The sequence below is a fragment of the Pseudomonas sp. Snoq117.2 genome (assembly GCF_900110545.1).
GTDB classification, from domain to species: Bacteria; Pseudomonadota; Gammaproteobacteria; order Pseudomonadales; family Pseudomonadaceae; genus Chryseomonas; species Chryseomonas benzopyrenica.
Map to the genome: position 1 here is coordinate 586,322 of NZ_FOED01000002.1, position 22,777 is coordinate 609,098.

General features: G+C 68.1%; 19 protein-coding genes. 11 read left to right on the forward strand and 8 right to left on the reverse strand.

Annotated elements, in window-relative coordinates; all coding sequences use genetic code 11:
• Positions 1-11: 11 nt before the first annotated feature.
• Together BMZ43_RS08605 and BMZ43_RS08610 are read right to left on the reverse strand one after the other, a co-directional pair.
• Positions 12-1,325, reverse strand: coding sequence for a chromosome partitioning protein ParA (locus BMZ43_RS08605; RefSeq protein WP_177323674.1), 1,314 nt, complete (start codon positions 1,323-1,325; stop codon positions 12-14).
• Positions 1,326-1,611: 286 nt separating this feature from the next.
• On the reverse strand, positions 1,612-3,666 hold the full coding sequence (locus BMZ43_RS08610) for an NADPH-dependent 2,4-dienoyl-CoA reductase (protein WP_093252439.1): 2,055 nt from the start codon (positions 3,664-3,666) through the stop codon (positions 1,612-1,614).
• Positions 3,667-3,862: 196 nt separating this feature from the next.
• Between BMZ43_RS08610 and BMZ43_RS08615 the strand changes: the two genes are divergently transcribed.
• Positions 3,863-4,885 (forward strand): carbon-nitrogen hydrolase family protein, encoded by a 1,023-nt coding sequence (locus BMZ43_RS08615; protein WP_093252443.1) that lies wholly within the window; start codon positions 3,863-3,865, stop codon positions 4,883-4,885.
• Positions 4,882-5,916 carry an AraC family transcriptional regulator gene (locus BMZ43_RS08620; protein WP_093252448.1) on the forward strand — a complete coding sequence of 345 codons (1,035 nt, stop codon included), beginning with the start codon at positions 4,882-4,884 and terminating at the stop codon, positions 5,914-5,916. Before BMZ43_RS08615 ends, BMZ43_RS08620 begins: the two co-directional genes overlap by 4 nt.
• 34 nt (positions 5,917-5,950) lie before the next feature.
• Here the strand turns inward: BMZ43_RS08620 and BMZ43_RS08625 are convergent, their stop codons facing one another.
• Genes BMZ43_RS08625 through BMZ43_RS08635 form a run of 3 tightly spaced genes read right to left on the reverse strand, consistent with a single transcriptional unit; the run spans position 5,951 to position 8,794 of the window.
• On the reverse strand, positions 5,951-6,742 hold the full coding sequence (locus BMZ43_RS08625) for an ABC transporter ATP-binding protein (RefSeq protein WP_093252453.1): 792 nt from the start codon (positions 6,740-6,742) through the stop codon (positions 5,951-5,953).
• Complete coding sequence (locus BMZ43_RS08630; RefSeq protein ID WP_093252457.1) at positions 6,736-7,728, reverse strand: ABC transporter permease; 993 nt, start codon at positions 7,726-7,728, stop codon at positions 6,736-6,738. Before BMZ43_RS08630 ends, BMZ43_RS08625 begins: the two co-directional genes overlap by 7 nt.
• Positions 7,709-8,794, reverse strand: a complete 1,086-nt coding sequence (locus tag BMZ43_RS08635) for an ABC transporter substrate-binding protein (RefSeq protein WP_017642255.1) — start codon at positions 8,792-8,794, stop codon at positions 7,709-7,711. The genes BMZ43_RS08630 and BMZ43_RS08635 overlap by 20 nt, the downstream gene beginning before the upstream one ends.
• A gap of 472 nt (positions 8,795-9,266) precedes the next feature.
• Here BMZ43_RS08635 and BMZ43_RS27070 point away from each other — a divergent pair, with 472 nt between their 5' ends.
• Complete coding sequence (locus BMZ43_RS27070; protein ID WP_093252462.1) at positions 9,267-11,798, forward strand: mechanosensitive ion channel domain-containing protein; 2,532 nt, start codon at positions 9,267-9,269, stop codon at positions 11,796-11,798.
• Between the two features lie 5 nt (positions 11,799-11,803).
• Positions 11,804-12,544 (forward strand): NUDIX hydrolase, encoded by a 741-nt coding sequence (locus BMZ43_RS08645; protein ID WP_093252467.1) that lies wholly within the window; start codon positions 11,804-11,806, stop codon positions 12,542-12,544.
• Here the strand turns inward: BMZ43_RS08645 and cysE are convergent.
• From cysE to BMZ43_RS08660, 3 genes are read right to left on the reverse strand one after another with little or no spacing between them, the layout of a single operon-like run.
• Positions 12,526-13,314 (reverse strand): serine O-acetyltransferase, encoded by a 789-nt coding sequence (gene cysE, locus BMZ43_RS08650; RefSeq protein ID WP_093252473.1) that lies wholly within the window; start codon positions 13,312-13,314, stop codon positions 12,526-12,528. The two genes, BMZ43_RS08645 and cysE, sit on opposite strands and share 19 nt — an antisense overlap.
• A 15-nt stretch (positions 13,315-13,329) precedes the next feature.
• The gene (locus BMZ43_RS08655) at positions 13,330-13,896 is read right to left on the reverse strand and encodes a GNAT family N-acetyltransferase (protein ID WP_093252478.1); all 567 of its coding nucleotides are present in this window, start codon (positions 13,894-13,896) and stop codon (positions 13,330-13,332) included.
• A gap of 9 nt (positions 13,897-13,905) precedes the next feature.
• Positions 13,906-14,448 (reverse strand): helix-turn-helix domain-containing protein, encoded by a 543-nt coding sequence (locus tag BMZ43_RS08660; RefSeq protein ID WP_017642250.1) that lies wholly within the window; start codon positions 14,446-14,448, stop codon positions 13,906-13,908.
• A gap of 644 nt (positions 14,449-15,092) precedes the next feature.
• Between BMZ43_RS08660 and BMZ43_RS08665 the strand changes: the two genes are divergently transcribed.
• The 7 genes from BMZ43_RS08665 to cheB all read left to right on the forward strand — a co-directional run bounded on the left by BMZ43_RS08665 (position 15,093) and on the right by cheB (position 22,740).
• Positions 15,093-15,293, forward strand: a complete 201-nt coding sequence (locus tag BMZ43_RS08665; RefSeq protein ID WP_017642249.1) for a con-10 family general stress protein — start codon at positions 15,093-15,095, stop codon at positions 15,291-15,293.
• Between the two features lie 204 nt (positions 15,294-15,497).
• Positions 15,498-17,303 (forward strand): methyl-accepting chemotaxis protein, encoded by a 1,806-nt coding sequence (locus BMZ43_RS08670; protein ID WP_064308949.1) that lies wholly within the window; start codon positions 15,498-15,500, stop codon positions 17,301-17,303.
• 2 nt (positions 17,304-17,305) lie between these two features.
• Positions 17,306-17,761 carry a chemotaxis protein CheW gene (locus BMZ43_RS08675; RefSeq protein WP_017642247.1) on the forward strand — a complete coding sequence of 152 codons (456 nt, stop codon included), beginning with the start codon at positions 17,306-17,308 and terminating at the stop codon, positions 17,759-17,761.
• Entirely contained in the window at positions 17,758-19,005 is a 1,248-nt protein-coding gene (locus BMZ43_RS08680) for a CheR family methyltransferase (RefSeq protein WP_064308948.1), read from the forward strand. The genes BMZ43_RS08675 and BMZ43_RS08680 overlap by 4 nt, the downstream gene beginning before the upstream one ends.
• Positions 19,002-19,529 carry a chemotaxis protein CheW gene (locus BMZ43_RS08685; protein ID WP_064308947.1) on the forward strand — a complete coding sequence of 176 codons (528 nt, stop codon included), beginning with the start codon at positions 19,002-19,004 and terminating at the stop codon, positions 19,527-19,529. The genes BMZ43_RS08680 and BMZ43_RS08685 overlap by 4 nt, the downstream gene beginning before the upstream one ends.
• Positions 19,526-21,706, forward strand: a complete 2,181-nt coding sequence (locus BMZ43_RS08690) for a hybrid sensor histidine kinase/response regulator (protein ID WP_064308946.1) — start codon at positions 19,526-19,528, stop codon at positions 21,704-21,706. The genes BMZ43_RS08685 and BMZ43_RS08690 overlap by 4 nt, the downstream gene beginning before the upstream one ends.
• The gene (gene cheB, locus BMZ43_RS08695; RefSeq protein ID WP_017642243.1) at positions 21,703-22,740 is read left to right on the forward strand and encodes a chemotaxis-specific protein-glutamate methyltransferase CheB; all 1,038 of its coding nucleotides are present in this window, start codon (positions 21,703-21,705) and stop codon (positions 22,738-22,740) included. The genes BMZ43_RS08690 and cheB overlap by 4 nt, the downstream gene beginning before the upstream one ends.
• Positions 22,741-22,777 lie beyond the last annotated feature (37 nt).

Consider the following 22,777-nt stretch of genomic DNA (forward strand, 5'->3'; position numbering starts at 1 on the left):
CAGCCAGGGGCTCAGAGATTGGCGACGTCACCATCGCTGTCATCGCCGCGGTGCTCGGCGCACAGCGTCGAGTGCTGAGGATCGAACTGGGCCGGATGCTCCACTCGCACCACCGGTCGGCCGCAGCGTTCGCCGTCCACCTCGGCCAGGCACACCGGCTGCTGGTGATGCTCCAGCCAGCGCTGGTACTGATCGCGACTGACCTTGCAGTGCTCGGCGACATACCCTAGCGGATCGGCGCTGAAACGCGGGACATCCTGGCGACTGAGGATCAGATGACCGGCGCCAGGCTGGAAGGTGACGAACAGGATGCCCTGGCGCGCCAGGCGCTCCAGCTGGCCTTCGTTGCTGTCGCCGATCAGTTGGGCGCAGCGCTCGCGCAGCTGGCGGATGTCTTCCTGCAACTGGCCGTCCAGCTCGTCGCGGTACTTGAGTTCCACCTCGCGGATGGTCAGCTGATTCTTCAGCTCGCCCACCGCCGCGGCCACCCGGGCCTCGCTTTCGGCTTCGGACTGGATGCGCAGCGCCTCGATCTTGTAGAGGGCGTTGCGCTCCAGGGTGCGCATCTGTTCGTTGAGTTCTTCACGCTCCTGGCGGGCCAGGTCGTGCTGCTGCTCCAGGTGCTGGGCCAGGGCGGCATAGCGCACCTCCAGCTCGGCCTTGGCCGTACGCAATTCGTCGGCATCGCGCTGCAGGCGCGCCAGGTCTTCCTGGTGCTGGCGGGTCAGGGTCAGCAGCCGGGTGCGCTGGCCGGCGATCAGCTTGTCCAGCGCCTCCTGGTGTTCCTGGGCAAGGATGCGGCGGACCCGTTCGAGACGGGCCTCGACGTCGATGCCATCGGCGGCGCTGGGATGGTATTCCCCGGCCAGCTCCACCTCGCCATCGCGCGGTGCGACCAGGCCCAGGCAATCGCGGATCGCCTGCCAGTCGTCGTGCTCGGCATCGCTGCGCGGATCCCAGAGATCGCCCTGGTGCCAGGAGATCGGACAATGGCTGCGACTGGCCAGGCGGATCGGCCCGGCGCCCAGGTCGGGACCGACCCCGCCGCGCTCGGCCAGCTCCACCAGCGGCAGGTCCCATTCCGGCAGCGGACTGCCCTGGGCATCGAAGGCCAGCAGGAAAAACACCGTGGCCTTGACCCGGCGATGGTCGTCCAGCAGCAGATAGACGAAGCGATGGCGCCGTCCGGCGCAGTCGAGCAGCGTCTGATCGCCCTGCCAGAGCGCCTGAAAATCGGGAAACAGCAAGGCGCGATTCACACCCTGGTCGCCGAACCCCAGCACCACCGGGGTCAGTACCGCCTCTTCGTTCAACGTCTCTGCCATCTCTCGCCGCGTGCTCTGTCGATCCCACATGAATTCCGAGGCCGGCGTCTCGCCACCGGGCGACCGGACGTGCATCCGCGCCCGACCTCTGGCGGCGACGCCTGTATCTCGCGCCTCTGCCCGACTGCTCCGATGCGCCAGGCCCCCACCCGACGCATCAGGACGGCAGCTTAGCCAATCCTGGTCAGCGGGATGGAACAGACGCCAGACATTGGGACGAGGGTCGGTCCGGATCGGATGTTATGCGGAGTGGATCACAGAAATCATCCCTGATTGCAACGAAGAGTTACAGCTCCGCGGCCCGCCGGGTGGCTTGATCGATGGCGCGCTTGGCGTCGAGTTCGGCGGCGACATCCGCTCCGCCCACCCGATGCACCGCCACGCCGGCGCCGAGCAGCTCGGCTTCCAGCTCGCGCAGGGACTCCTGGCCCGCGCAGAGCACCACGTTGTCCACGTCCAGCACCTGCTCGGCGCCATCGGGCAGGCGCAGGTGCAGGCCGGCGTCGTCGATGCGCAGGTATTCCACCCCACCGAGCGCCTTGACGCCACGCTGCTGCAGGCGCGCACGGTGGATCCAGCCGGTGGTCTTGCCGAGGCCCTTGCCGGGCTTGCCCGGCTTGCGCTGCAGCAACCAGACCTCGCGCGGCACCGCCGGCAGCGCGGCCGGTGCCAGCCCGCCGCGGTTGCTGAAACTGGGGTCTATGCCCCACTCGCGATAGAAGGCGGTGATGGGCTCCGCCTCCTGGTGGCCATGGGTGAGGAAATCCGCGACGTCGAAGCCGATGCCGCCAGCGCCGATCAGCGCCACCCGCCGCCCCACCGGCTGGCGCTCCAGCAGCACGTCCAGGTAGCCCAGCACCTTGGGATGGTCGACGCCGGGAATCGGCGGCACCCGCGGCGTCACCCCGGTGGCCAGGATCACCGCGGCGAAGCCCTCGGCCTGCAGTTCGGCGGCGCTGACGCGATGGTTGAGGCGGACATCCACCGCCAGTCGCTCCAGGCGACGCTGGAAATACCTCAGGGTCTCGCCGAATTCTTCCTTGCCGGGAATGCGCCGGGCCACATTGAACTGGCCGCCGATGCGCTCGCTGGCCTCGAACAGCACCACCTGGTGACCGCGCTCGGCCAGGGTGCAGGCGGCGGCCAGGCCCGCCGGTCCGGCGCCGACCACGGCAAAGCGGCGTGATTCGGCAGCGGGCAGGATCTGCAACTCGGTCTCGTGGCAGGCGCGCGGATTCACCAGGCAGCTGGTCAGCTTGCCGGCGAAGGTGTGGTCCAGGCAGGCCTGGTTGCAGGCGATGCAGGTATTGATCTCGTCGGCGCGGCCGGCGGCGGCCTTGGCGACGAAATCCGCGTCGGCCAGCAACGGCCGGGCCATGGACACCAGGTCGGCCTGGCCAGCGGCGAGGATGGCTTCCGCCACCTCGGGGGTATTGATGCGATTGGTGGCGATCAGCGGCACCCGGACGCGACCCTTGAGCTGGGCGGTGACGGCGGCGAAGGCGCCGCGCGGCACCAGGGTGGCGATGGTGGGGATGCGCGCCTCGTGCCAGCCGATGCCGGTGTTGATCAGGCTGACCCCGGCGTCTTCCAGCCAGAGTGCCAGCTGCAGGCATTCCTCGGGGGTGCTGCCCTGCTCCACCAGATCAAGCAGTGAGAGCCGGAAGATGATCAGGAAGTCCGGGCCAGTCGCGGCGCGGATGCCCGCGACGATGGCCAGCGGCAAGCGGCAGCGCTGGGCGAAGTCGCCGCCCCAGCGATCCGTGCGGTGGTTGGTCCGCGCGGCGATGAACTGGTTGATGAAGTAGCCCTCGGACCCCATCACCTCGACGCCGTCGTAGCCGGCCTGTTGCGCCAGCGTGGCGCAGCGGATGAAGGCGGCGATCTGCCCCTCCACCTCGGCCTCGTCCAGTTCGCGCGGGGTGAAGGGATTGATCGGTGCCTGCAGCGCTGAGGGCGCCACCAGCTGGGGGTTATAGGCATAGCGACCGGCGTGCAGGATTTGCAGGCAGATACGCCCGCCGGCGGCATGCACCGCCTCGGTCACCGGCCGGTGGTGCTCGGCTTCCTCGGGTGTGGTCAACTTGGCCGCGCCTTTGGCCACCGCGCCCTCTTCGTTCGGCGCGATGCCGCCAGTGACGATCAGGCCGACCCCACCCCGCGCCCGCTCGGCGAAGAAGGCCGCCATCCGCGCGAAACCGCCCGGCCGTTCTTCCAGCCCCGTATGCATGGACCCCATCACCACACGATTGCGCAACATGATCGACCCCACGGGCAGGGGTTCGAGCAGATGCGGATAGCTATTCACAGGGGTGGTATTACGAGGGGCAAACTCGATCATGGCGGTCTCCGGTGGTTGGCCTTTCTGGGAAAGCCTGGCGCCACGATAGGAGCGGCGCGCCCCGGCCTCAATCACCAGAAATGACAACCTCTTTACCCAAATGCACAGCCACCCCTTGGCAGTGGCGGTCTGGTCTCCTACCCTGAGCACCTTCATCTCACCCGGCCACAGGGGCCGGGACCGCTCTGGAGTGCCGATGCGCAAGCTCGTGTTCCTGGTGCTGATCGCCCTGTTCGCCGTGCTGGCGGGCTGGGTGGCCCAGCGGCCAGCCTTCCATTATCTGTCGGACCTGCGCAGCAGCCTGGCGGTGGACCTGACCACCACGCCAGCCGCGGCCACCACCGGCAATCTATTGGGGATCGAGCCCGAGCTGATCGCCCTGGACTACGGCAATCCCGAGCGGCTGCGCCTCAAGCTCGACGCCTCTCTGGCCAACGCCCGCCGGCTGGGGCTGATCGGCACCCAGACCATCGTGGTGCTGCCCGAACACCTGGGCACACCCCTGGCGCTGATGGGCGAGAAACCCGAGGTCTATGCCGCGGCCCGCAGCGAAGAAGCCATCCAATGGCTGCTGCTGGGCAATCCGCTGCGCGTGGCCCGCGCCTGGTTCCAGACCGAGGGCGACCGGCGCCTGGCCGACAGCCTGTTGCGCATGAAGGCCTGGGACATGGCCAGCGCCTATCAGCAGCTTTTCGCCGGACTCGCCCGCCAGTACGGCGTCACCCTGGTGGCCGGCTCCATCGTTCTGCCCGGCCCGACCCTGGTCGACGGCGAGTTGCGGGTGGGCAGCGGACCGCTGCGCAACGTCACCCTGGTCTTTGGTCCTGACGGCAAGCCCCTGGGCCAGCCCCTGGTGCGACCGCTGACGGCCCAGGCGCACGGCGATGATCTCAGTCCGCCGCTGCTGCGGCTGGAGACGCCGCTGGGTCGCCTGGGCGTCATCCAGGGCAGCGACACCGGTCGCGTCGGCGTGCTCGACGATCCCCAGGTGGACCTGCTGGCGATCCCTGCCCTCGCCTCGGGCACCACCCCCGCACCGGCGCCCTTCGATGTGCAGCGCCTGCGCGCCGCCGGCATTCGCGCCGCCTTGGAAGTGCAGCTGCGCGGCCGTCTCTGGGAATGGCAGGCCGCTGGCGGCAGCCAGGCCTTTACCCCGGATGCGGCAGCGGCTACCGATCCCGCCCGGGCCGGCAGCAAGCTGATCAATCTGCGGCTATGAGTGCGCCGGCGCTGCGCCTGGGCGATCTCTCCACCGGTTTCGTGCTGGCGTTGGCGGCTGCCGTCAGCCAGCGGGGGACCGATGCCGCCGCCCTGCTGGCCCGCTTCGGCCTGACCGCGGCGCGGCTGGCCGAACCCGGCGGACGGCTGTCGATCCCTCACTACATGCGCCTGGGCCATGCCGCCTTGGAGTTGACCGGTGATCCGGCGCTGGGCCTGGCCATGGGCCAGGCGATGCGCCCGGCCTTGCTCGGCCTTGCCGGCATCACCGTGGGCCAGGCGCCGGACGTGCGGCATGCCGCCGAGACGCTGCTGACCCTGGAGCCGCTCTATGGCCGCAACTACCGGGGCCGATCGCGCTATGCGGCCCAGGGCCGCGACGCCTGGCTGCACTTCTATAGCATCAGCCCCTACAACGGCTACAACCGCTTCGTGGTGGACGTGGTGCTCAGCGCCTGGTTGGCGCTGCTGGGCACGGTGGCCGGGCAGGCGCTGCAACCGCGTCGCGTGCTCATCGAATACCCCGCGCCGGCGGATCCGGCACCCTACGCGGCCGCCTTCGGTTGCCCGGTGGAATTCGGCGCCGCCGAGAATGCCCTGCTGCTCGATGCCGCCAGCCTCAGCCTACCCGGCCCCGAACACTGTCCGGCCACCTGGCGCCAGCTGCTGGCCCTGAGCGAAGCCGAGCACGGCCGCCTGACCCGGACCCGCGGCCTCACCGAGCGGGTGGTCGAGGTCATGGGGCCACTGCTGCGCCATGGCGAGCCGACCCTGGAGCAGATCGCCGGTCGACTGCGCCTGCCCCCCTGGACGCTGAGGCGCAAGCTGGCCGAGGAAGGTACCCAGTACCGCACCCTGCTCAACCTGACGCGTCGCGACCTAGCACTCGCCTATATCCGCGACACCGAGGCCAGTTTCGGCGAGATCGCCTACCTGCTCGGTTTCGCCTCTCCCGCGGCCTTCCAGCGCGCCTTCAAGCGCTGGACCGAACAGACGCCCGGCGACTGGCGACGGACCGCGCGCCTGGCCTGACCTGCGCGGTCCCCCGCCACGTGCGGCCCAGGCGCTACCAGTCGCTGCCCTGCCCAAGCAGCTCCAGGGCGTGGTGGCGCAATTCCAGCAGCCGGGGATCATCGCGCCGTCGGGGATAGGAGCGATCGACGACGATCTCGGCCAGCACCCGAGCCGGTCGCGCCGAGAACACCAGTACCCGGTCGCACAGCAGCAGGGCCTCTTCGACGTCATGGGTGACCAGCAAGGCGCTGTAGCGCTGGTGCTGCCAGAGACGAATCAGCTCGCTCTGCATGGCGATGCGGGTCAGGGAATCCAGCTTGCCCAGAGGCTCGTCGAGCAGCAGCAGCCGTGGCTCGTTGACCAGTGCCCGCGCCAGAGCCGCACGCTGCGCCATGCCCCCGGACAGCTGTCGCGGATAGGCGTTGCGAAACTCCAGCAGCCCGACCCGGCGCAGGGCCTCGTCCACCCGTTCGCGCTGGGTGGCGAGCAGGCCACGCGCCTGCAGACCGAGGGCGACGTTGTCCCAGACGCGGCGCCAGGGATAAAGGGTGGGATCCTGGAACATCAGGACCCGGGAGTGATGCGGCCCCGGAATGGCGGCGCCATCGGCCAGCAGACTGCCACTCTGCACAGGCTCCAGGCCTGCCACCAGCCGCAGCAGGGTCGACTTGCCACAGCCCGAGGGACCCAGCAACCCCAGGCTCTCGCCGGCCGCCAGTTGCAGATCCACTCGGTCCAGCACGGGCAGCGGGCCATCCGCCAACTCGAAGGCGTGGCTCAGACCGCGCACCGCAATGACCATCCCCTTGGTTTCCGAGACTATCGAAGTTGCTGCACTCACCATTTCATCGTCCCCTTCTGCCAGGCCAGCACCCGGTCGCGGATAGCGAACAGCAGGGTGATCAACCCCGAACAGAGCAGCGCCATCACCAGCAGTGCCGCATACATGTTGGCGTAGGCTGCCCAGCCCTGGGCCCATTGCAGATACCAGCCGAGACCGGCCTTGACCCCCATCATCTCGGCCACCACCAGCACCGAGAAGGAGGCTCCCAGTCCCATGAACAGCCCGACGAATACCTGTGGCAAGGCCGCCGGGATGGCGACCCGCAGGATCAGGAAGGCATTGCTCGCGCCCAGGGTCCGTGCCACCTCGTAATAGGCGCGATCGACACTGGCGACGCCGGACCAGGTCAGTACGGTGACCGGGAACCAGGTGGCCAGGGCGATAAGAAAGACGCTCGCGCTCCAACTGGTGGGAAAGAAGAAGAAGCAGATTGGCAATAGCGCGGTGGACGGGATGGGACCGAGCAGGCGCAGCACCGGATGCACCCAGTAGCCGATGCGCTGGGACCAACCGATGGCGAGACCAGCGAGAAAACCGCAGAAGGCGCCGGCGGCGACCCCGTTGAGCAACAGCCACAACGAGTGCGCCAGACTCAAGCCCAGCCGCGGCCAGTCGTCGACGAACACCTCGACCAGTGCCTGGGGCGGGGCGAAGAAGGGGACCGGCAGCAGCCGCAGCTTGGCGGTCGCCAGGGTCCAAAGCCCCAGTAGCAGGGGTAGCGCGATCAGCCAGGGCCCCGCACGCCGCAGCCTCGCCAGCAGCCGTTCGCTACGCCCGGGCAGCAGTGCCAGCAAGGCCAGGAGTCCGGCGAACACCGTGGCCGCTACGGCCAGTTCGCGGGTAAAAGGCCAGGGCCGCCCGTGCTCGGGATAGAACGGCAGGAACACCGCCAGGGCCAGCCAGGCCGCCGCGGCGAGCAGACCACCCCGCCAGGTGAGAGCGGTCGCCGGGACCGAGTGGATGCGCTCAAGCGAAGACGTCGGCATGGATGCTCTCCGCGAAGGCGAGGGGGTCGGTCCGCGGCCGCAGCACCTCGATCTGCTTGAGGTCACGGGCGTAGACGGCAATCTCCCTGACGAAGGCCTCGCCCACCGAGTAGTGAGCGTGGGTGTGCTCCCGCAGGATGGCCAGCAACTCCTCCCGGGAGCTGTTCACCGTGAGTGGCAGGAAGCGCTCGGCCACCACCTCGGGATGCTGCGCCGCCCAGGCGTGGGCCTGCAGGATGGCATGGGAGATGGCCGCTGCCACCGGCTTGTCCTGGCGCGCCAGAGTGCCGCTGACCCCGATCACGCAGCAGCTGAGGTTGGCGTAATCCTCCACCAAGTTGTTGGACAGTTCGACGATGCCAGGCCGCTGCTTGACCCGGTACATCATGGGGTCCGAGCCGCTGGCCGCCTGGATCTCGCCCTTGTCCAGCGCCGGGCCGAGCAGGTCCACCGGATACACTCGCCAGGTGATGTCGCGGCTGGGGTCGACGCCATGGCGTTTGAGCATCAGGGCGAAGAAGTTCTTGTCCGCCGCGGCCATGTCGGTAACGCCGATGGTGGCCCCCTTGAGCGCCGCCAGGTCGCCGGGGCCGCCCTCCCGCGCCAGCAGTCGCAGGCAACCGCCGTGGGTGCCGCCAGTGAGCTGGACGTCGAAGCCCTGCTCCAGCGCCTTGAGCCAGCGCAACGCCATGCCCACTGCGGCGTCGGCCTTGCCGGTGGCCATGGATTCTAGCAGTACTTCAGTGGAGTTGCCGAAGTTGACGAACTCCACGTCCAGGTTGTGCTGTTTGAAGATGCCCTGGGTATCGGCGACGGTCACCGGTGCCAGGCAGACGGCATTGAGATTGACCGCCAGCCGCACCTTGCGCGGCTCCGGCAAGGCCCAGCGCGCGGTGTCCTGCAGGAAATCCACCGGACTGGCCGCAGGGGCCACCCCATGGCCGGCATGCCCTGCATGGACATCGCCCGCCTCGGCAGCGAAGCCCAGCCGGCCGACCAGCGCTGCAGCGGTAGCGGCACCCGCCATGCCGAGCAGGCGGCGGCGATTGAAGGTATGGATGGTCATGAAGCCTCCTGAACGTATCCGGGCAGGCTCCACAGCGTCGGGTGGCGTGCCGATGAAGATGTAAAGAACGGATGAACCGACTTGCGACGGCCGCGGCGAGCCGTCTCCCGTCATGCCCGAGAGGAGTGAATCCACGTGGGGCGCGCATTAGCGCTAAGGCCGGACCAGCGCGATCGAGCCGATTCCGAGTCAGGTACCAGGCGCCCGCTCGCTCCCCCTGCTGCGGACGCTGAGCCTGACCGGGAACCGACGTCAGATACGCCGCGGCGATCCAATAGCGCGACGGTAAAACACAGGCGGATCATTGGTAAAATTCAATTTAGAACTAATCTAATATGCAAAATTTACATTTAAGACCGATTGAATGCAGGACAGGCCATTTCTTGGCGTCGTCATTCGCCAGGGAGTCATCGCGCTGCCTGACGAGTCTATGAGGCCAGACTCGTCTTCCGGTACTGCTCAGGTCTTAACCATGTTCAAAGCCTTGCTCGCCCTGTTGCTGTTGTGCCTGGCATTGCCCCTGCGCGCCGCCGAACCCCCTGCCCAGGCAGCGGCCGGCCTCGACCCCCAGCAGGCGCGCCAGGTCGCCGCCCTGCTGCAGGATCCGCAACGCCGCCAGGAGCTGATCCTGACCTTGCAGGCCATCGCCAGCCAGCCGACGAGCACTACCGGGACGCAGGCGACGCCGGCCGCTACGGCGCCCGCGGCCGCCACCGCGCCCAGTGCGGCCACCCCCCCGGCGGCAGGCGAAGAAAGGGCGCTGGTACCGCTGGAGGCCAATGGCCTGATCGCCCAGACCCTCAGTCGCGTCGGGCGCTGGGCGGACAACCTGGGCAGCGAGCTGAACCAGATACAGCGGGCCGTGCGTACCCTGCCGGACTGGTCGCGCGCCAGCTTCACCTCCGCAGCGGGTCGCCATGCCCTGTTGCAAGCCCTGCTGACCCTGGCCACTCTCTTTGCCGCCGGCCTGGTGGGCGAGTGGCTGATCCATCGGGCGCTCCGGCGCCCGCGGCAACGACTGCAGCGCCATGCCGATCTCGCCGACAGTCGCGCCCGGCGCCAAGCCCAGCAGACGGCGGCCCAGCAGCCTCCGCCTGAAGCCTCGGCGACTACGACCGAAGACACGGCTACCCGCCCCACGGAACCTGCTGTGGCGCTGGTCAAGACCCAGATCGATGGGGTGGATCGGCTCGAAGAGGTGCCCATCGCCCCGTCCGACAGCGCGGCGCCCGCGCCAGCCGCGCCGGCGACCGAGTCCGCCGCCACCGATCCCACACCCGCCAACCGCGCCCGACCCAGCGGCGAGGAGCACTGGACCACCCTGCGGCACCTGCCCTTCGCCCTGGGACTGCTGTTGCTGGAAGTGCTGCCACTGCTGGCCTTCTGGGCCACGGCGGCGCTGCTGATCCACTATCTGGTGGGGTCGGATGCCAATCAGCGCGAGCTGGTCGGTGGCTTCCTCGGGGCCTATCTCACCACCCGCCTGGCGCTGATCGTCATCCGCCTGCTGATCGATCCTGCCGCCCACGGCATCCGCCTGCTCAAGGTCAAGACGGCCCTCGCCTGCACCCTGTTGCGCTGGCTGCACGCCTTCGTTGCCCTGGTCACCTTCGGCCTGGCGCTGGCCCAGGCCGCGGACATCCTGGGGGCCAACGAAGAGGGCCGTGAAGCCATCGTCAAGCTGGTCTCGCTGCTGGCCCATCTGCTGGTGGTAGGGCTGATCTTCCACATGCGTCGACCGGTGGCCGCGCGGATCGCCGGGCGCCAGGACGGCAATGGTGCCCTGACCGTGCTGCGCGCCTGGCTGGGTCAGGTCTGGGCCGTATTCGCCGCCGTGTTCGTCATGGGTGGCTGGACCATGTGGGCGCTGGACATCGAGAACGGGCTGCCGCGGCTGATGAATTTCGTCGCCCTCTCCGCCGGTATCGTCATCCTCGGACGCCTGGCGGCGGTGTTCCTGCTCGGCTTGCTGGGTCGGCTGTTCCAGCCGGCCACCACCGAAGGCGCCAGCGGCACCGAGCTGCACCTGCAGCGCTACTATCCGCTGGCGCGCTGGCTGGTGGGGGTGATCGTCACCCTGATCACCGTCCTGGCGCTGTTCCAGTCCTGGGGCTGGAGCGTGCTGGACTGGTTCGGCACGGGCAGCATCGGGCGCAGCCTGCTGTCCGCCTTTCTCACCATCCTCATCGCCGCCGTCATCGCCGTAGTGGTCTGGGAAGGCGCCAACACCACGGTAAATCGTCGGCTGAGCAGCTGGAACGAACGCGGCGACACGGTGCGGGCCGCTCGCTTGCGCACCCTGTTGCCCATGCTGCGCACCGGGCTGTTCATCCTGGTCGCGCTGATCGTCGGCCTGACCGCCCTGAGCGAACTGGGCATCAACACCACGCCGCTCCTGGCCAGCGCCAGCATCATCGGGGTGGCCCTCGGCTTCGGCTCGCAGAAGCTGGTGCAGGACTTCATCACCGGCATCTTCCTGCTGCTGGAAAACGCCATGCAGGTAGGCGACTGGGTCACCGTGGCCGGGGTCTCGGGCACCGTGGAATACCTGTCGATCCGCACCGTGCGCCTGCGCGCCGGCGATGGCTCGCTGCACATCGTGCCCTTCAGCTCGGTGTCGGCGGTCAACAACATTAACCGCGGGCTGGGCAATGCCGCCCTGCGCATCAGCGTGGGCTACGGCGAAGACATCGAGCGCGTCATCGCCGAACTCAAGGACATCGGCGCCGGCATGCGTGCCGACGAGGCCTTCAAGGACCTGATCCTCGCCGATCTGGAGATCTGGGGCGTAGATGCCGTCGACGGCGCCATGGTGACCATCGCCGGGCAGATGAGATGCCTAGACAAGGGCCGCTGGGGCGTGCAGCGCGAACTCAACCGACGTATCCTCGAACGCTTCCGCGAGCGCGGCATCGAGATCGCCAATCCGCGCGCCAGTCTGCTGCTGCCTAGCGAAGCCGGTATCGTGCCCTCCTCGCCCATCCAGCCACGGCCTGCGGAGTGAACCCCGTGCAGTATCGCCAAGACGCCTTCAACGGCCTGATCATCGATGCCGCCTCGCTGCCCGCCACCCGCGAGGCCTTTGCCCCGGCGCTGGCCGAGTTGCTCGACAGGGCTCGCCGCGAGGGTCGCAACCTGATCTGGCTGACCCTGCCCCTCGCCCTTGGCGAACTGGTCGGCGTGGCCACCGCCGCCGGTTTCGTCTTTCACAACTGCCTGGAAGAGGAACTGACCCTGGTCTGGCGCGGCACACCGACCGCCTTCGCGCCCTTCGTCCCGACCCACAGCCTGGGTGTCGGCGGCCTGGTGCTGAACAGCCATGGCGAACTCCTGGCGATCCGCGAACGCGGCAGCCAGGGCTACAAGCGGCCGGGCGGCCATGTCGAGCTGGGCGAGGACCTGGGTCCTGCGGTGATCCGCGAGGTCTGGGAGGAAACCGGTATCCGCAGCGCCTTGCGCGGCGTGGTCGGGCTGGTGACCACCCACCCCTATCGCTTCGGCAAGTCCAATCTCTATGTGGTCTGCCGCCTCGACCCCCTGAGTGCGGAGATCGCCATCCAGGATCCGGACGAGATCGAGGATGCCCGCTGGCTGGCGCTGCCCGACTACCTGGCGGACCCGGGCAACAGCGCCTTCAATCGCGAGCTGGTGCGCAGCCTGGCCCATGCCGAAGGGCTGGCGCCCAGCGCCTTGAACAGCGAGCGCTATCCTAAGGCCGAAGTCTTTCTCGCTCAGTCGTCGAAGGACTGATCCATGCTCTCGGCCGGATGGGCGTCGCGCGGACGGCCCACCGGGCGGGCGGGAATGCCCACCACCGTGGTGTGGGGCGCCACCGGGTGCAGGACCACGCTGTTGGCACCGATCTTGGCGCCCTCGCCGATCTCCAGATTGCCGAGGATCTTGACCCCGGCGCCGATCATCACCCCGCGCCGCACCTTGGGATGGCGATCGCCCTGTTCCTTGCCAGTACCGCCCAGGGTCACCTGTTGCAGGATGGAGACGTCGTCTTCCACCACCGCGGTCTCGCCGATGACGATGCCGGTGCCGTGGTCGAGCATGATGCCGCGCCCCAGCCGCGCGGCCGGATGGATGTCGATGGCCAGCAGGCGATTGCAGCGCGCCTGCAGGTGCAGGGCCAGCAGGCGCTCGCCGTTGCGCCAGAGCGCATGGCTCAGGCGCTGGGTCTGCAACGCCAGGAAGCCCTTGGAGAACAGCAGGATCTCCAGCAGGCTGGCATAGGCCGGATCCCGCGCCAGCACGGCTTCCAGGTCCGCGCAGGCGGCCGCGGTCAATTCCGGCCACTCGGCGTGCAGCGCGGCGAAGCGCTCGGCGAGTGCCTCGGCCTGTCGCGGATCTTCCGCCAGGGCCTCGGCGCAGCGCCGCACCAGGACGGCGGCCAGATCCACCGGCTGCAGCAGCGCTCGCGTCAGGCCCTCGGCCAGGGCTGGGGCGTCGCGGCACCCTGCTTCGGCCTGGGCGCGCAGGAGTTGCCAGAGTTCGGTAGCGGAGCGAGGCGGCATGGCAGGAAAGGGTCCTTAACGGGGGGCGCCAAGCTTAGCGGGCGCGACCGCCAACGTCTTGTACATCAGGGTGGTGCTGTCTCGGCGTTCGGGCTGGCGAGCATCCAGGGCATAGCCGGGAATCCGGCCGACCACCTGATAGCCCAGGGACAGATAGAGCGGCTCGGCATGGTCGTCGCTACGGGTGTCCAGGGTCAGCAAGTCCCGCCCCTGGGCCTGGGCGGCCGCCTCCACCGCCTGCATCAGCCGACGCGCCAGCCCCTGGCGACGGCAGTCCGGATGCACCAGCAACTTGACCACCTCGGCGCGGTGCGGCTGATTGGCCGGGGTATCCAGCACCAGTTGCACGCTGCCGACCACCCGGTCGCCCTGCAGCGCGGCGAACAGCAGCCGGGTACCCTGGGCCAGGCCCGGGGCCACGGCCTCGGTCCAGAAGCGCCGATTCACGGCGTCACCCAGCGGCAGGATGAAGCCGATGCTGGCGCCCTGCTCGACACAGGCGGCCAGTAGTTGCTGGAATTCATTCAGATGCCTCGTGAAAGCGGCGGCATCGAGCTGTTCGATACGCAGGGAAGCACTCATGGACACACCTCAGATCATGAACAGGAGATAACGGGCGCCCGCCGGGCCGCTCAGGAAGCGACTGCTACCCCAGAGGCGATAGCGCAGGCAGTCGCCGACGCCCAGCCGATAGGGCTGCTCTTCGATCCACAGCTGCAACTCGCCTTCGAGCAACAGCAGATGGTGTTCGAGCCCGGGACGGGGCGCTGCCTGATAGCGGATATCCACCCCTGGCCCCAGCTGGCTCTCGATGACCTCGCCCGCCAGCGCCTGGGCCGGCGGCGAAACCGAACGACGGGTGAAGGCCTGCTCGGGATCGGCCCAGATCTGCTGCGCCTGGCGCTCGACCTGGGCCGGATAGGCGCTTTCCACGCTATGCAGCAGGCGCGTCAGGGTCAGGCCGTAGGCCGAACAGAGCTGCCCGAGAACCGCCGTGGTCGGGCTGACCTCGGCATTTTCCAGCCGCGACAGCGTGGCGCGACTGACCCCACTGAGGGCCGCCAGTTGGTCCAGCGACAGCCCGCGCTCCAGGCGCAGGGCCCTGAGCCTGGATGCCAAACGTTCATCGAGCATGACCACCTCCCATATTGGGGATTTTTTCTCACAAAAGAGAGAACAGCACAAGCGTCTCGTAGTGGGAGAGCCCCTTGCTTCTAACTTTCGCTCTGACTATCGCCTTAATCTTTATCGGAAAAATTATTAGCTTTTAAATATTGATGACTACAGACATTATCGTCTGCCAACTTTACAAAAGGCTCTGGAAGACACCTTTGCCGAGCTCTTGCAGATCACTGAAAGAACGACCCGTAACAATTACCGCTCAGAAAAAAGCGCCTTGCCAGCGATGATTTCGGCCGTGCAAAAGAACCAGCGTCGAGAAAAATCGTCTCAGCCTCCAGCAGCAAAAAAATCAGCGCTGACGCACCCTGCGACAAAATATTTCAAAAGATTTCACTCTTTTCAGCTGTGCGTAAGAAATTCTGCTAGCGAACCTTCCGGATTCTTTTACAACTCCTGTACAGCCTTTTTACCAAGGGCTCTGGCACGATCATGGTCATCACCAACCTTGTATCCAACCTGAAGTCCGTCGAATAAAACCACCCTCTATCACCACATTCGAACCGCCCTTACAAAACCCTACTCCTAATAGTTGAGCCGCTTGGCCTTTGCGGGTACGGCGTTCGCTTCATCAATAACCGTAATTGGGAGAAGTCCTCATGGCTAACAAGAGCAGCAACCCAGGCAACTTCGCCAATAATCGCGACCGCGCCGCCGAGGCCGGGCGCAAGGGTGGGCGTGCCAGTGGTGGCAATTTCGCCAACAATCCCGCTCGTGCCTCCGAAGCCGGGCGCAAGGGTGGCCAGAACAGTCATGGCACCCGGCGCACAGAAGCAGAGAGCGAAGCGGCCGCGACCTGAAATCCACCGTTTTGCCGGCAGCCTCCTGTCCTCCACGCCAGAAGGCTGCCTCTGTATCCCTGCCAGACCAGTACCCCTCTCCTATTGCGCCTTCCCAAGTGAGCCCCAACTCACATAAATGCATGGCCGTGCTACCGTTATCGGACAGCCCGAGTGGCCCTTAGGGCCTACTCCTTTCGCCCTCGTCCGCCTGCACCGGTGCCCATGCTCAACAACATTCGCATCCAGAACAAACTCTTCGCCGGCTTCGCCGCCATCATCGCCCTGGTGGTCCTGCTGCTCTGGCTGACCTATGCCGCCTTGCAGAGCCTGGTCGATGCCAATCGCTGGGACAGGCACACCGCCGAGGTGCTGCTGTCGGTCACGGCGCTGGACAACAACCTGCTCGAAACCCGCGCCAAGTTGCGTACCTACTGGTATTCCGGGACCGCCACCGATGCGGAGACCGCGCGCCAGGCCCTGCCGTCGCTGGCCGCTGCCCTGCGTGTGCCCCAGCAACTGACCCAGGACAATGTCAGTCAGCAACAACGCTTCGCGCGCCTGATCGCCGAGCTCGACAGCTGGCGACAGAACACCTTCGAACCGCTGCTGCGCCTGCGTGCCACGGGTAATCTCAGCGCGGTCCAACTGGCCAACGAGCCGCTGATCGACAACCTCACCAGCCAGGTCGCGGCGATGCGCCAGGAGATCCAGGCTATTGCCGATGAAGAGCGACGCCTGTCCGCGCAACGCGCCGGCCATACCGAGGAGGTACGCAACCAGCTGACTTGGACCCTGGTCGCCGGCGGTGCCCTCTGCGTGCTGCTGGCCGCGCTCATCGCCTGGCTGCTCTCCCGTCATCTGCTGCGCTCGATCCGCCGCCTGACCGCTACCGTGGCGCGCATCTCCGCGGGCGAAAGCGGCGCCCGCGTGGACGTGCAGGGCCGAGACGAACTCGCCCAGGTGGGGCTGGCCTTCAACCAGATGGCCCAACAGATCCAGGACGACCATGCCCGCGAGCAGGTCCTGATGCAGCGCCTGCGCGCCGATGTCGACGATCTGCTGAGCGTGGTCAACCGGGCTGCCGCCGGTGATCTCACCGGACGCACCGCGGTCAGCGGCGATGACGCCATCGGCCAGCTGGCCCGTGGCCTGGGCAAGATGATCGAAGACCTGCGCGGGATGATCGCCAAGGTGCAGCGCGCCGGCATCCAGGTGACCTCCTCCACTACCGAGATCGCCGCCTCGTCGCGCCAGCAGGAAGCCACCAGCATCGAACAGGTACAGACCAGCGTGGAAGTGCTGAGCACCACCCGGGAAATCGCCGCCAACGCCAATGCCCTGGTGCGCACCATGGAGGAAGCCGTGCAGGTGGCGGACGAGACCACCCAGGGCGCGGTGCAGGCGCGCAGCAACCTGGCGAGCATGGACAGCACCATGCAGCGCATGGTGGCGGCGACCGACTCGATCAATGCCAAGCTCGCCGCCCTGTCGGAGAAGTCCAGTCATATCAACAAGGTGCTGACCACCATCACCAAGGTCGCCGACCAGACCAATCTGTTGTCGCTCAACGCCGCCATTGAGGCGGAAAAGGCTGGCGAGGCGGGCCGCGGCTTCTCGGTGGTGGCCACCGAGATCCGCCGGCTGTCGGACCAGACCACCGCCGCCACCGACGACATCGAGCAGATGCTCAAGGACATGAATTCCGCGGTATCCGCCAGCGTCATGGGCATGGACAAGTTCTCCGAAGAGATCCGTCGCAGCGTGCAGGAGGTGGCCAGCGTCAGCGATCAGTTGGCCGGGGTGATCGAGGACGTGCAGAAATTGCCGGCACGCTTCGATATCGTCCTGGAAGGCATGCAGTCCCAGGCGGTTGGCGCCGGCCAGATCGCCGAGACCATCACCCAGCTCAACGACAGCACCCAGCAGACCACCGAGGCGCTCAAGGCCACCAGCGAAGCGGTGCAGTATCTGCAGCAGGCGGCCCAGGACCTGCAGAGCAGCGTCGCCACCTTCTCGGTCACCCGTTGACCATGCAGATCCTGGTCTTCCAGTTGGCCGACGCTGCCGCGGCCCTGCCCACGACGGCGATCCGCCAGGTGCTGCCCTTTCTGCAGCTGACACGGTTTCCCGCCGCGCCACCCGGAGTGGCCGGGCTGATGAATCTGCACGGCGCGGCCATCCCGGTGGTGGACATCACCGCCATGAGCGGCGGACCGGCCGCCCAAGCGCGCCAGGACACCCGCATCCTGCTGGTCGACCATGCCCTGCCCGATGGCACCCGTCGCCCGCTCGGCCTGGTGGTGGAAGGCGTCGCCGGCGTGCGGCGGATCAGCGCCGCCACGCCTCGCCCCGCGGGCATCCGGCTGCCTGACTATCCCTGGCTCGGCGAGGTGCTGGAGACGCCAGAAGGCCTCTGGCTGTGGCTCGATCAGGATCGTTTGCTGTCACCTGCCCTGGCCGCCCTGCTGTTCCAGGAGGCCGCGTGAAGCTCGATCCCCGGCTGGCGCCCCTGGTGCGGGCGCGCACCGGCCTGGCCATCGCCGACGACATGCTCGGCCGCGCCATTCGCCAGCGCCTACGCGAGCGCCAGGAGAGCGATGCCGAGGTCTATATGGCGCGCATCCTCGACGACGAAAGCGAATTCGCCGATCTGCTGGACCTGCTGGTCATTCCCGAGACCTGGTTCTTTCGCGACCCCCAGGCCATCGCCCATGCCGCGCGCTTCGCCCAGGAGCGCCATGCCCGCAGCGGCGCGCCGGTACGCCTGCTCAGCCTGCCCTGTTCCACCGGTGAAGAACCCTACACCCTGGCCATGGCGCTGTTCGATACCGGCCTGCCGGCCCAGGCGTTCCAGGTCACCGCGGTGGACATCAACGAGCCGTCCCTGGAGCGCGCCCGCCGCGGCCTCTATGGGCGCAACTCCTTTCGCGCCCGCGACCTGGCCTTTCGCGAGCGCTATTTCCAGCCCGAAGGCGATCGCCAGCGTCTGACCGAACGGGTGCGCAACCAGGTGCGCTTTCGTCAGGGCAACATCCTGCAGCTGGGCAGTCTGCGCGACGGCGCCCCCTTCGACGTGGTGCTCTGCCGCAACCTGCTGATCTATTTCGACGACCAGACCCAGGGCCGAGCCCTCAGCCACCTGGCCGCGCTCATGCACGACGACGGCCTGCTCTGCGTCGGCAGCTCGGAGATGGTCAGCGCCATGCGCCATGGTTTCGCCAGCCTGGGCGTCGCGCACGCCTCGGCGTTGATCAAGCGCCAGGCGGACACCGCCGATCCGCTACGGCCGCCACCGCCTGCGGCGCCCCGGCGCAAGGCCGCGGTGCGCCCGCCGCCCCCGGCGACGACGCTCCCTACCCGCCTGCGGGCCAGAAGTGCTCCCGCACCGCTACCGACCGCGCCCATCCCGGCCGTCTGCCCGCCCCTGGAAGAAGCCCAGCGGCTGGCCGATACCGGACGAGGCGCCGAAGCCGAGACACTGTTGCGCACCCTGCTCGATACGGATCGCAGCCAGGCCGGTGCCCATTTCCTGCTGGCGCTCATCCTGCCCGATGCCCGCGCCGCCGAGGCCGAGCGGGCGCTACGCCAGGCGCTCTATCTGGAGCCGGAGCACTATCCGGCCCTGTGCCGCCTGGCGCTGATCTGCGAAAGAGCCGGCCGACTCGACGAAGCCGGACGCCTGCGCGACCGCGCCGCGCGCATCCAGACCCGTGCCGGTGACGACGCATGAGCCTGAACCGCGAACTCAGCGCCCTGGAGCGTGCCGACTGGGCCGAGCGCTATGCCGAACCCCTGGACGATCGCCAGGCGCAGTCGGCCAGTGCGCTGGTCTTTCGCCTCGGCGCGGAATGGCTGGGCTTGCCCGGCGGTTGCCTGGTCACGGCCACCGAACCCACCGCCGTCCATCGGGTGCCCCACCGGCGTTCGCCGCTGCTGCGCGGTATCGTCCCGGTGCGGGGTCAGTTGCAGCCCTGCATCGCTTTGCAGCTGCTGCTGGCGGTGGCCCCGGGCGAGCAGACCGGCGGTTTTCCGCGATTGCTGCTGCTGCATATCGGTCGCCGTGACTGGGCCGTGCAGGTGGACGAGGTGCTAGGACTGCAGCGCTATGCCCCCAGCGAGGTGCAACCGCCGCCCGCGACCCTGGGCGGCGAGTTGCTCAGCTACCTGAGTGGCGTCTATCGCGAAGGCGCGCATCAGGTCGGGCTGCTCGATCTGCCGCGCCTGGAGCGGGCCCTGGAAGAGGCGCTGCGATGAGTCAGCCACCGCGCGATGTGCGCGAGATGTCCCTCTACGATCTTTTCGCCAGCGAGGTGCAGAGCCATCTGCAGGCGCTGGACAGCGGCTTGTTGCGCCTGGAGCGCGATCCCCACGACACCGGGGTGATCGAACCGATGATGCGGGCGGCCCATTCCATCAAGGGCGCGGCACGCATCGTCGACCTCGACGGCCTGGTCGAGCTGGCCCACGCCATGGAGGATTGCCTGGTCGCCGTCCAGGCCGGTCGCCGCCAGCTCGGTCCGGCGGACATCGATCAGCTGTTTCGCTGCGTCGACGTCCTCGGTGAGGTCAGCCGCCTGGACGAAGCCGCCAGCCAGCGCTGGCAGAGCGAACAGCGGGATGCCCAGCGGGCGCTGGCACAGGCGCTGAGCGCTGGCGCCGCTGCCCCTGCCCCGATGGCGCCGGCGCCAGCCCGGGAGCTGGCGCCCGCCGTGGCGGAAGACCCGGCCCCCGAAGCCGAGCGCAGCCGTGATCCGCTACGGGTGGACAGCGGCCGCTTCAATCAGATTCTCGCCCTCACCAGCGAGGCCCGGGTGATGGGCCTCGGTCTGCACGGCCTGGTTCAGGGCTTCCAGGGCTATCGCGCGGAATTGCAGGGGCTGTTCGGTCAGGCCAAGGCGGTCAGCAGCGACGTGCGCCAGCGCCAGGAAGGCCTGCTCGATCGCTACCAGCAGCAGCTCCAGGCGCTGGAAGCCTACGAACGGCGCCTGCTCGGCGTCTGCCAGGGGCTGCTGGACGAGGTGCTCGGGGTGCGCATGCGGCCACTGCGCGATGCCGTCCAAGGCTTTCCACGGCTGGTGCGTGACCTGGCCCGGGGGCTGGACAAGGAGGCCGTGCTGCAGGTCGAAGGCGCCGATACCCTGATCGACCGCGAGGTGCTGGCGCGGCTGGAAAGTCCGCTCAATCACCTGCTGCGCAACGCCGTGGACCATGGCCTGGAAACCCCGGCCGAACGCCGCGCCCTGGGCAAGCCCGAGTGCGGCCAGATCCGCCTCGAAGCCCGGCATGTCGCCGGGCGCCTGCAGGTCAGCCTGCACGACGACGGCCGCGGCCTGGACCTGGAACGCATCCGCGCCGCGGTCATCGCCCGCCGCCTGAGTCCGCCGCCGGTGGCCGCTGAACTGAGCGCGGCCGAGTTGCTGGAATTCCTGCTGCTGCCCGGCTTCAGTCTCAAGGAGACGGTGACCGAGTTGTCCGGTCGTGGGGTGGGCCTGGACGTGGTGGCCGATGCCATCCGCGCCCTGGATGGCGAAGTCCGCCTGGAAACCCGCCCTGGCCTGGGCTTCACTACCCACCTGCTGGTACCGGTCAGTCGCTCCATCGTCCGCGCCCTGATCGTCGACATCGCCGGCGAGGCCTATGCCCTGCCGGTCAACCGCATTGAACGGGTACTGCGCCTGGATCCCGCCGAGGTCCACGCGCTGGAGGGCAAGGCCTTCTTCCTGCTCGGCGAGGATCGCCTGGGCCTGGTCGCCGCCCATCAGTTGCTGGAGCTGGAAGGCGCGCCGCCCAGCGGCGACCTGGCGGTGCTGGTGATCGGCAGCGGGGCGCGCCGCTATGGGCTGGTGGTGGATCGCCTGCGCGGCGAGCAGGGCCTGGCGCTCAAGCCGCTGGACGAGATCTTCGGCAAGCTACGTTCGGTCACCGCCGGGGCCCTGCTCGACGACGGCAGCCCGGTGCTGCTGCTGGACGTCGCCGATCTGCTCACCGGTATCGAGCGCCTGCTCGGCGAGGGGCAGCTGCGTCAGGTGCAGGGCGGTGCCGCTGTCGCCACCCGACGGGTCAAGCGCATCCTCGTGGTGGACGACTCCCTCACCGTGCGCGAGATGGAGCGCAAGCTCCTGGAAGGCCAGGGCTATCAGGTGGAGGTCGCGGTGGATGGCATGGACGGCTGGAACGCGGTGCGCGGCGGCGAATTCGACATGCTGCTGTCGGACATCGACATGCCACGCATGAATGGCATCGAACTGGTGGAACTGGTGCGCCGCGATCCGCGTCTGCATGCCCTGCCGGTGATGATCGTGTCCTACAAGGATCGCCCCGAAGACCGCCTCAAGGGCATGCAAGCCGGCGCCGACTACTATCTGACCAAGGGCAGCTTCCACGACGATGCCCTCATCACCGCCGTACAGGACCTCATCGGAGCACCATGAGAATCGCCATCGTCAACGATCTGCTACTGGCCACCGAAGCCCTGCGCCGCCTGCTGGCCAGCGATGGGCGCCATACGGTCGCCTGGATCGCCCACGACGGCGAGGAAGCGGTGGCCCGTTGCGCCGAGGACCGCCCCGACCTGATTCTCATGGACCTGCAGATGCCGCGGCTGGACGGCATCGAGGCGACGCGCCGGATCATGGCGCAGTCGCCCTGCGCCATCCTCATGGTCACCGCCACCCCCGACGATTGCGAGGGGGTGTTTCGGGCCATGGGCGCCGGTGCCCTGGACGTGACCGCCACCCCGGCACTCAGCGGCGGTGCCGATGGCGGTGCCCTGCTGCGCAAGATCGCCCGCATCGAGCCCCTGGTGCGCCTGCCGGAACGCGCCGCCCGCCCGCAGCTGGTCAGTGCCACCGCACCGACCGAGCACGCTCAAGCGACGCCGGACACCCTGGTCGCCATCGGCGCCTCCACCGGTGGGCCGGCGGCCCTGGTGAGTCTGTTCGAAACCTGGACGCCGACCCCCGAGGCGAGCGTGGTGCTGGTGCAGCACATCGATCGGCGTTTCGCCCCTAGTTTCATCGGCTGGCTCGGGACCCAGATCGCCTGGCCGGTCACGGCGGCCATGCCCGGCGCCCTGCCGCAGCCCGGTCAGGTCTCGGTGGCCCTGGGCGACGATCACCTGCTGCTGGATGCACGTGGCCGCTTCGCCTATACCGTCGAGCCGGCCGATTATCCCTATCGTCCCTCGGTGGACGTGTTCTTCGCCAACCTCGCCAGCCACCCGCGCCGGGTCGGCAAGGCCCTGGGCATCCTGCTGACCGGCATGGGACGGGACGGCGCCAGTGGCCTCTACGCCCTGCGCCAGAGCGGTTGCCCCACCCTGGCCCAGGACGAGGCCAGTTGTGCCGTATACGGCATGCCCGCTGCTGCGGTTAGAATGGGCGCCGCGGAACGTGTTCTCAGCCCCACGCAGATCGGTGCCTGGCTGCAACGGCGCTTCGGCAACAGCTCGCGTAGCATGACATGACCGGTCGCCAACAGGAGCGTTGGACGGCGCAGTGGCA

What these genes read in the sequence shown, in the direction of transcription:
- BMZ43_RS08605 (WP_177323674.1), bottom strand. Translation starts at nt 1,325, where the DNA reads ATGGCAGAGACGTTGAACGAAGAGGCGGTACTGACCCCGGTGGTGCTG.
- BMZ43_RS08610 (WP_093252439.1), bottom strand. Translation starts at nt 3,666, where the DNA reads ATGATCGAGTTTGCCCCTCGTAATACCACCCCTGTGAATAGCTATCCG.
- BMZ43_RS08615 (WP_093252443.1), top strand. Translation starts at nt 3,863, where the DNA reads ATGCGCAAGCTCGTGTTCCTGGTGCTGATCGCCCTGTTCGCCGTGCTG.
- BMZ43_RS08620 (WP_093252448.1), top strand. Translation starts at nt 4,882, where the DNA reads ATGAGTGCGCCGGCGCTGCGCCTGGGCGATCTCTCCACCGGTTTCGTG.
- BMZ43_RS08625 (WP_093252453.1), bottom strand. Translation starts at nt 6,742, where the DNA reads ATGGTGAGTGCAGCAACTTCGATAGTCTCGGAAACCAAGGGGATGGTC.
- BMZ43_RS08630 (WP_093252457.1), bottom strand. Translation starts at nt 7,728, where the DNA reads ATGCCGACGTCTTCGCTTGAGCGCATCCACTCGGTCCCGGCGACCGCT.
- BMZ43_RS08635 (WP_017642255.1), bottom strand. Translation starts at nt 8,794, where the DNA reads ATGACCATCCATACCTTCAATCGCCGCCGCCTGCTCGGCATGGCGGGT.
- BMZ43_RS27070 (WP_093252462.1), top strand. Translation starts at nt 9,267, where the DNA reads ATGTTCAAAGCCTTGCTCGCCCTGTTGCTGTTGTGCCTGGCATTGCCC.
- cysE (WP_093252473.1), bottom strand. Translation starts at nt 13,314, where the DNA reads ATGCCGCCTCGCTCCGCTACCGAACTCTGGCAACTCCTGCGCGCCCAG.
- BMZ43_RS08655 (WP_093252478.1), bottom strand. Translation starts at nt 13,896, where the DNA reads ATGAGTGCTTCCCTGCGTATCGAACAGCTCGATGCCGCCGCTTTCACG.
- BMZ43_RS08660 (WP_017642250.1), bottom strand. Translation starts at nt 14,448, where the DNA reads ATGCTCGATGAACGTTTGGCATCCAGGCTCAGGGCCCTGCGCCTGGAG.
- BMZ43_RS08665 (WP_017642249.1), top strand. Translation starts at nt 15,093, where the DNA reads ATGGCTAACAAGAGCAGCAACCCAGGCAACTTCGCCAATAATCGCGAC.
- BMZ43_RS08670 (WP_064308949.1), top strand. Translation starts at nt 15,498, where the DNA reads ATGCTCAACAACATTCGCATCCAGAACAAACTCTTCGCCGGCTTCGCC.
- BMZ43_RS08675 (WP_017642247.1), top strand. Translation starts at nt 17,306, where the DNA reads ATGCAGATCCTGGTCTTCCAGTTGGCCGACGCTGCCGCGGCCCTGCCC.
- BMZ43_RS08685 (WP_064308947.1), top strand. Translation starts at nt 19,002, where the DNA reads ATGAGCCTGAACCGCGAACTCAGCGCCCTGGAGCGTGCCGACTGGGCC.
- BMZ43_RS08690 (WP_064308946.1), top strand. Translation starts at nt 19,526, where the DNA reads ATGAGTCAGCCACCGCGCGATGTGCGCGAGATGTCCCTCTACGATCTT.
- cheB (WP_017642243.1), top strand. Translation starts at nt 21,703, where the DNA reads ATGAGAATCGCCATCGTCAACGATCTGCTACTGGCCACCGAAGCCCTG.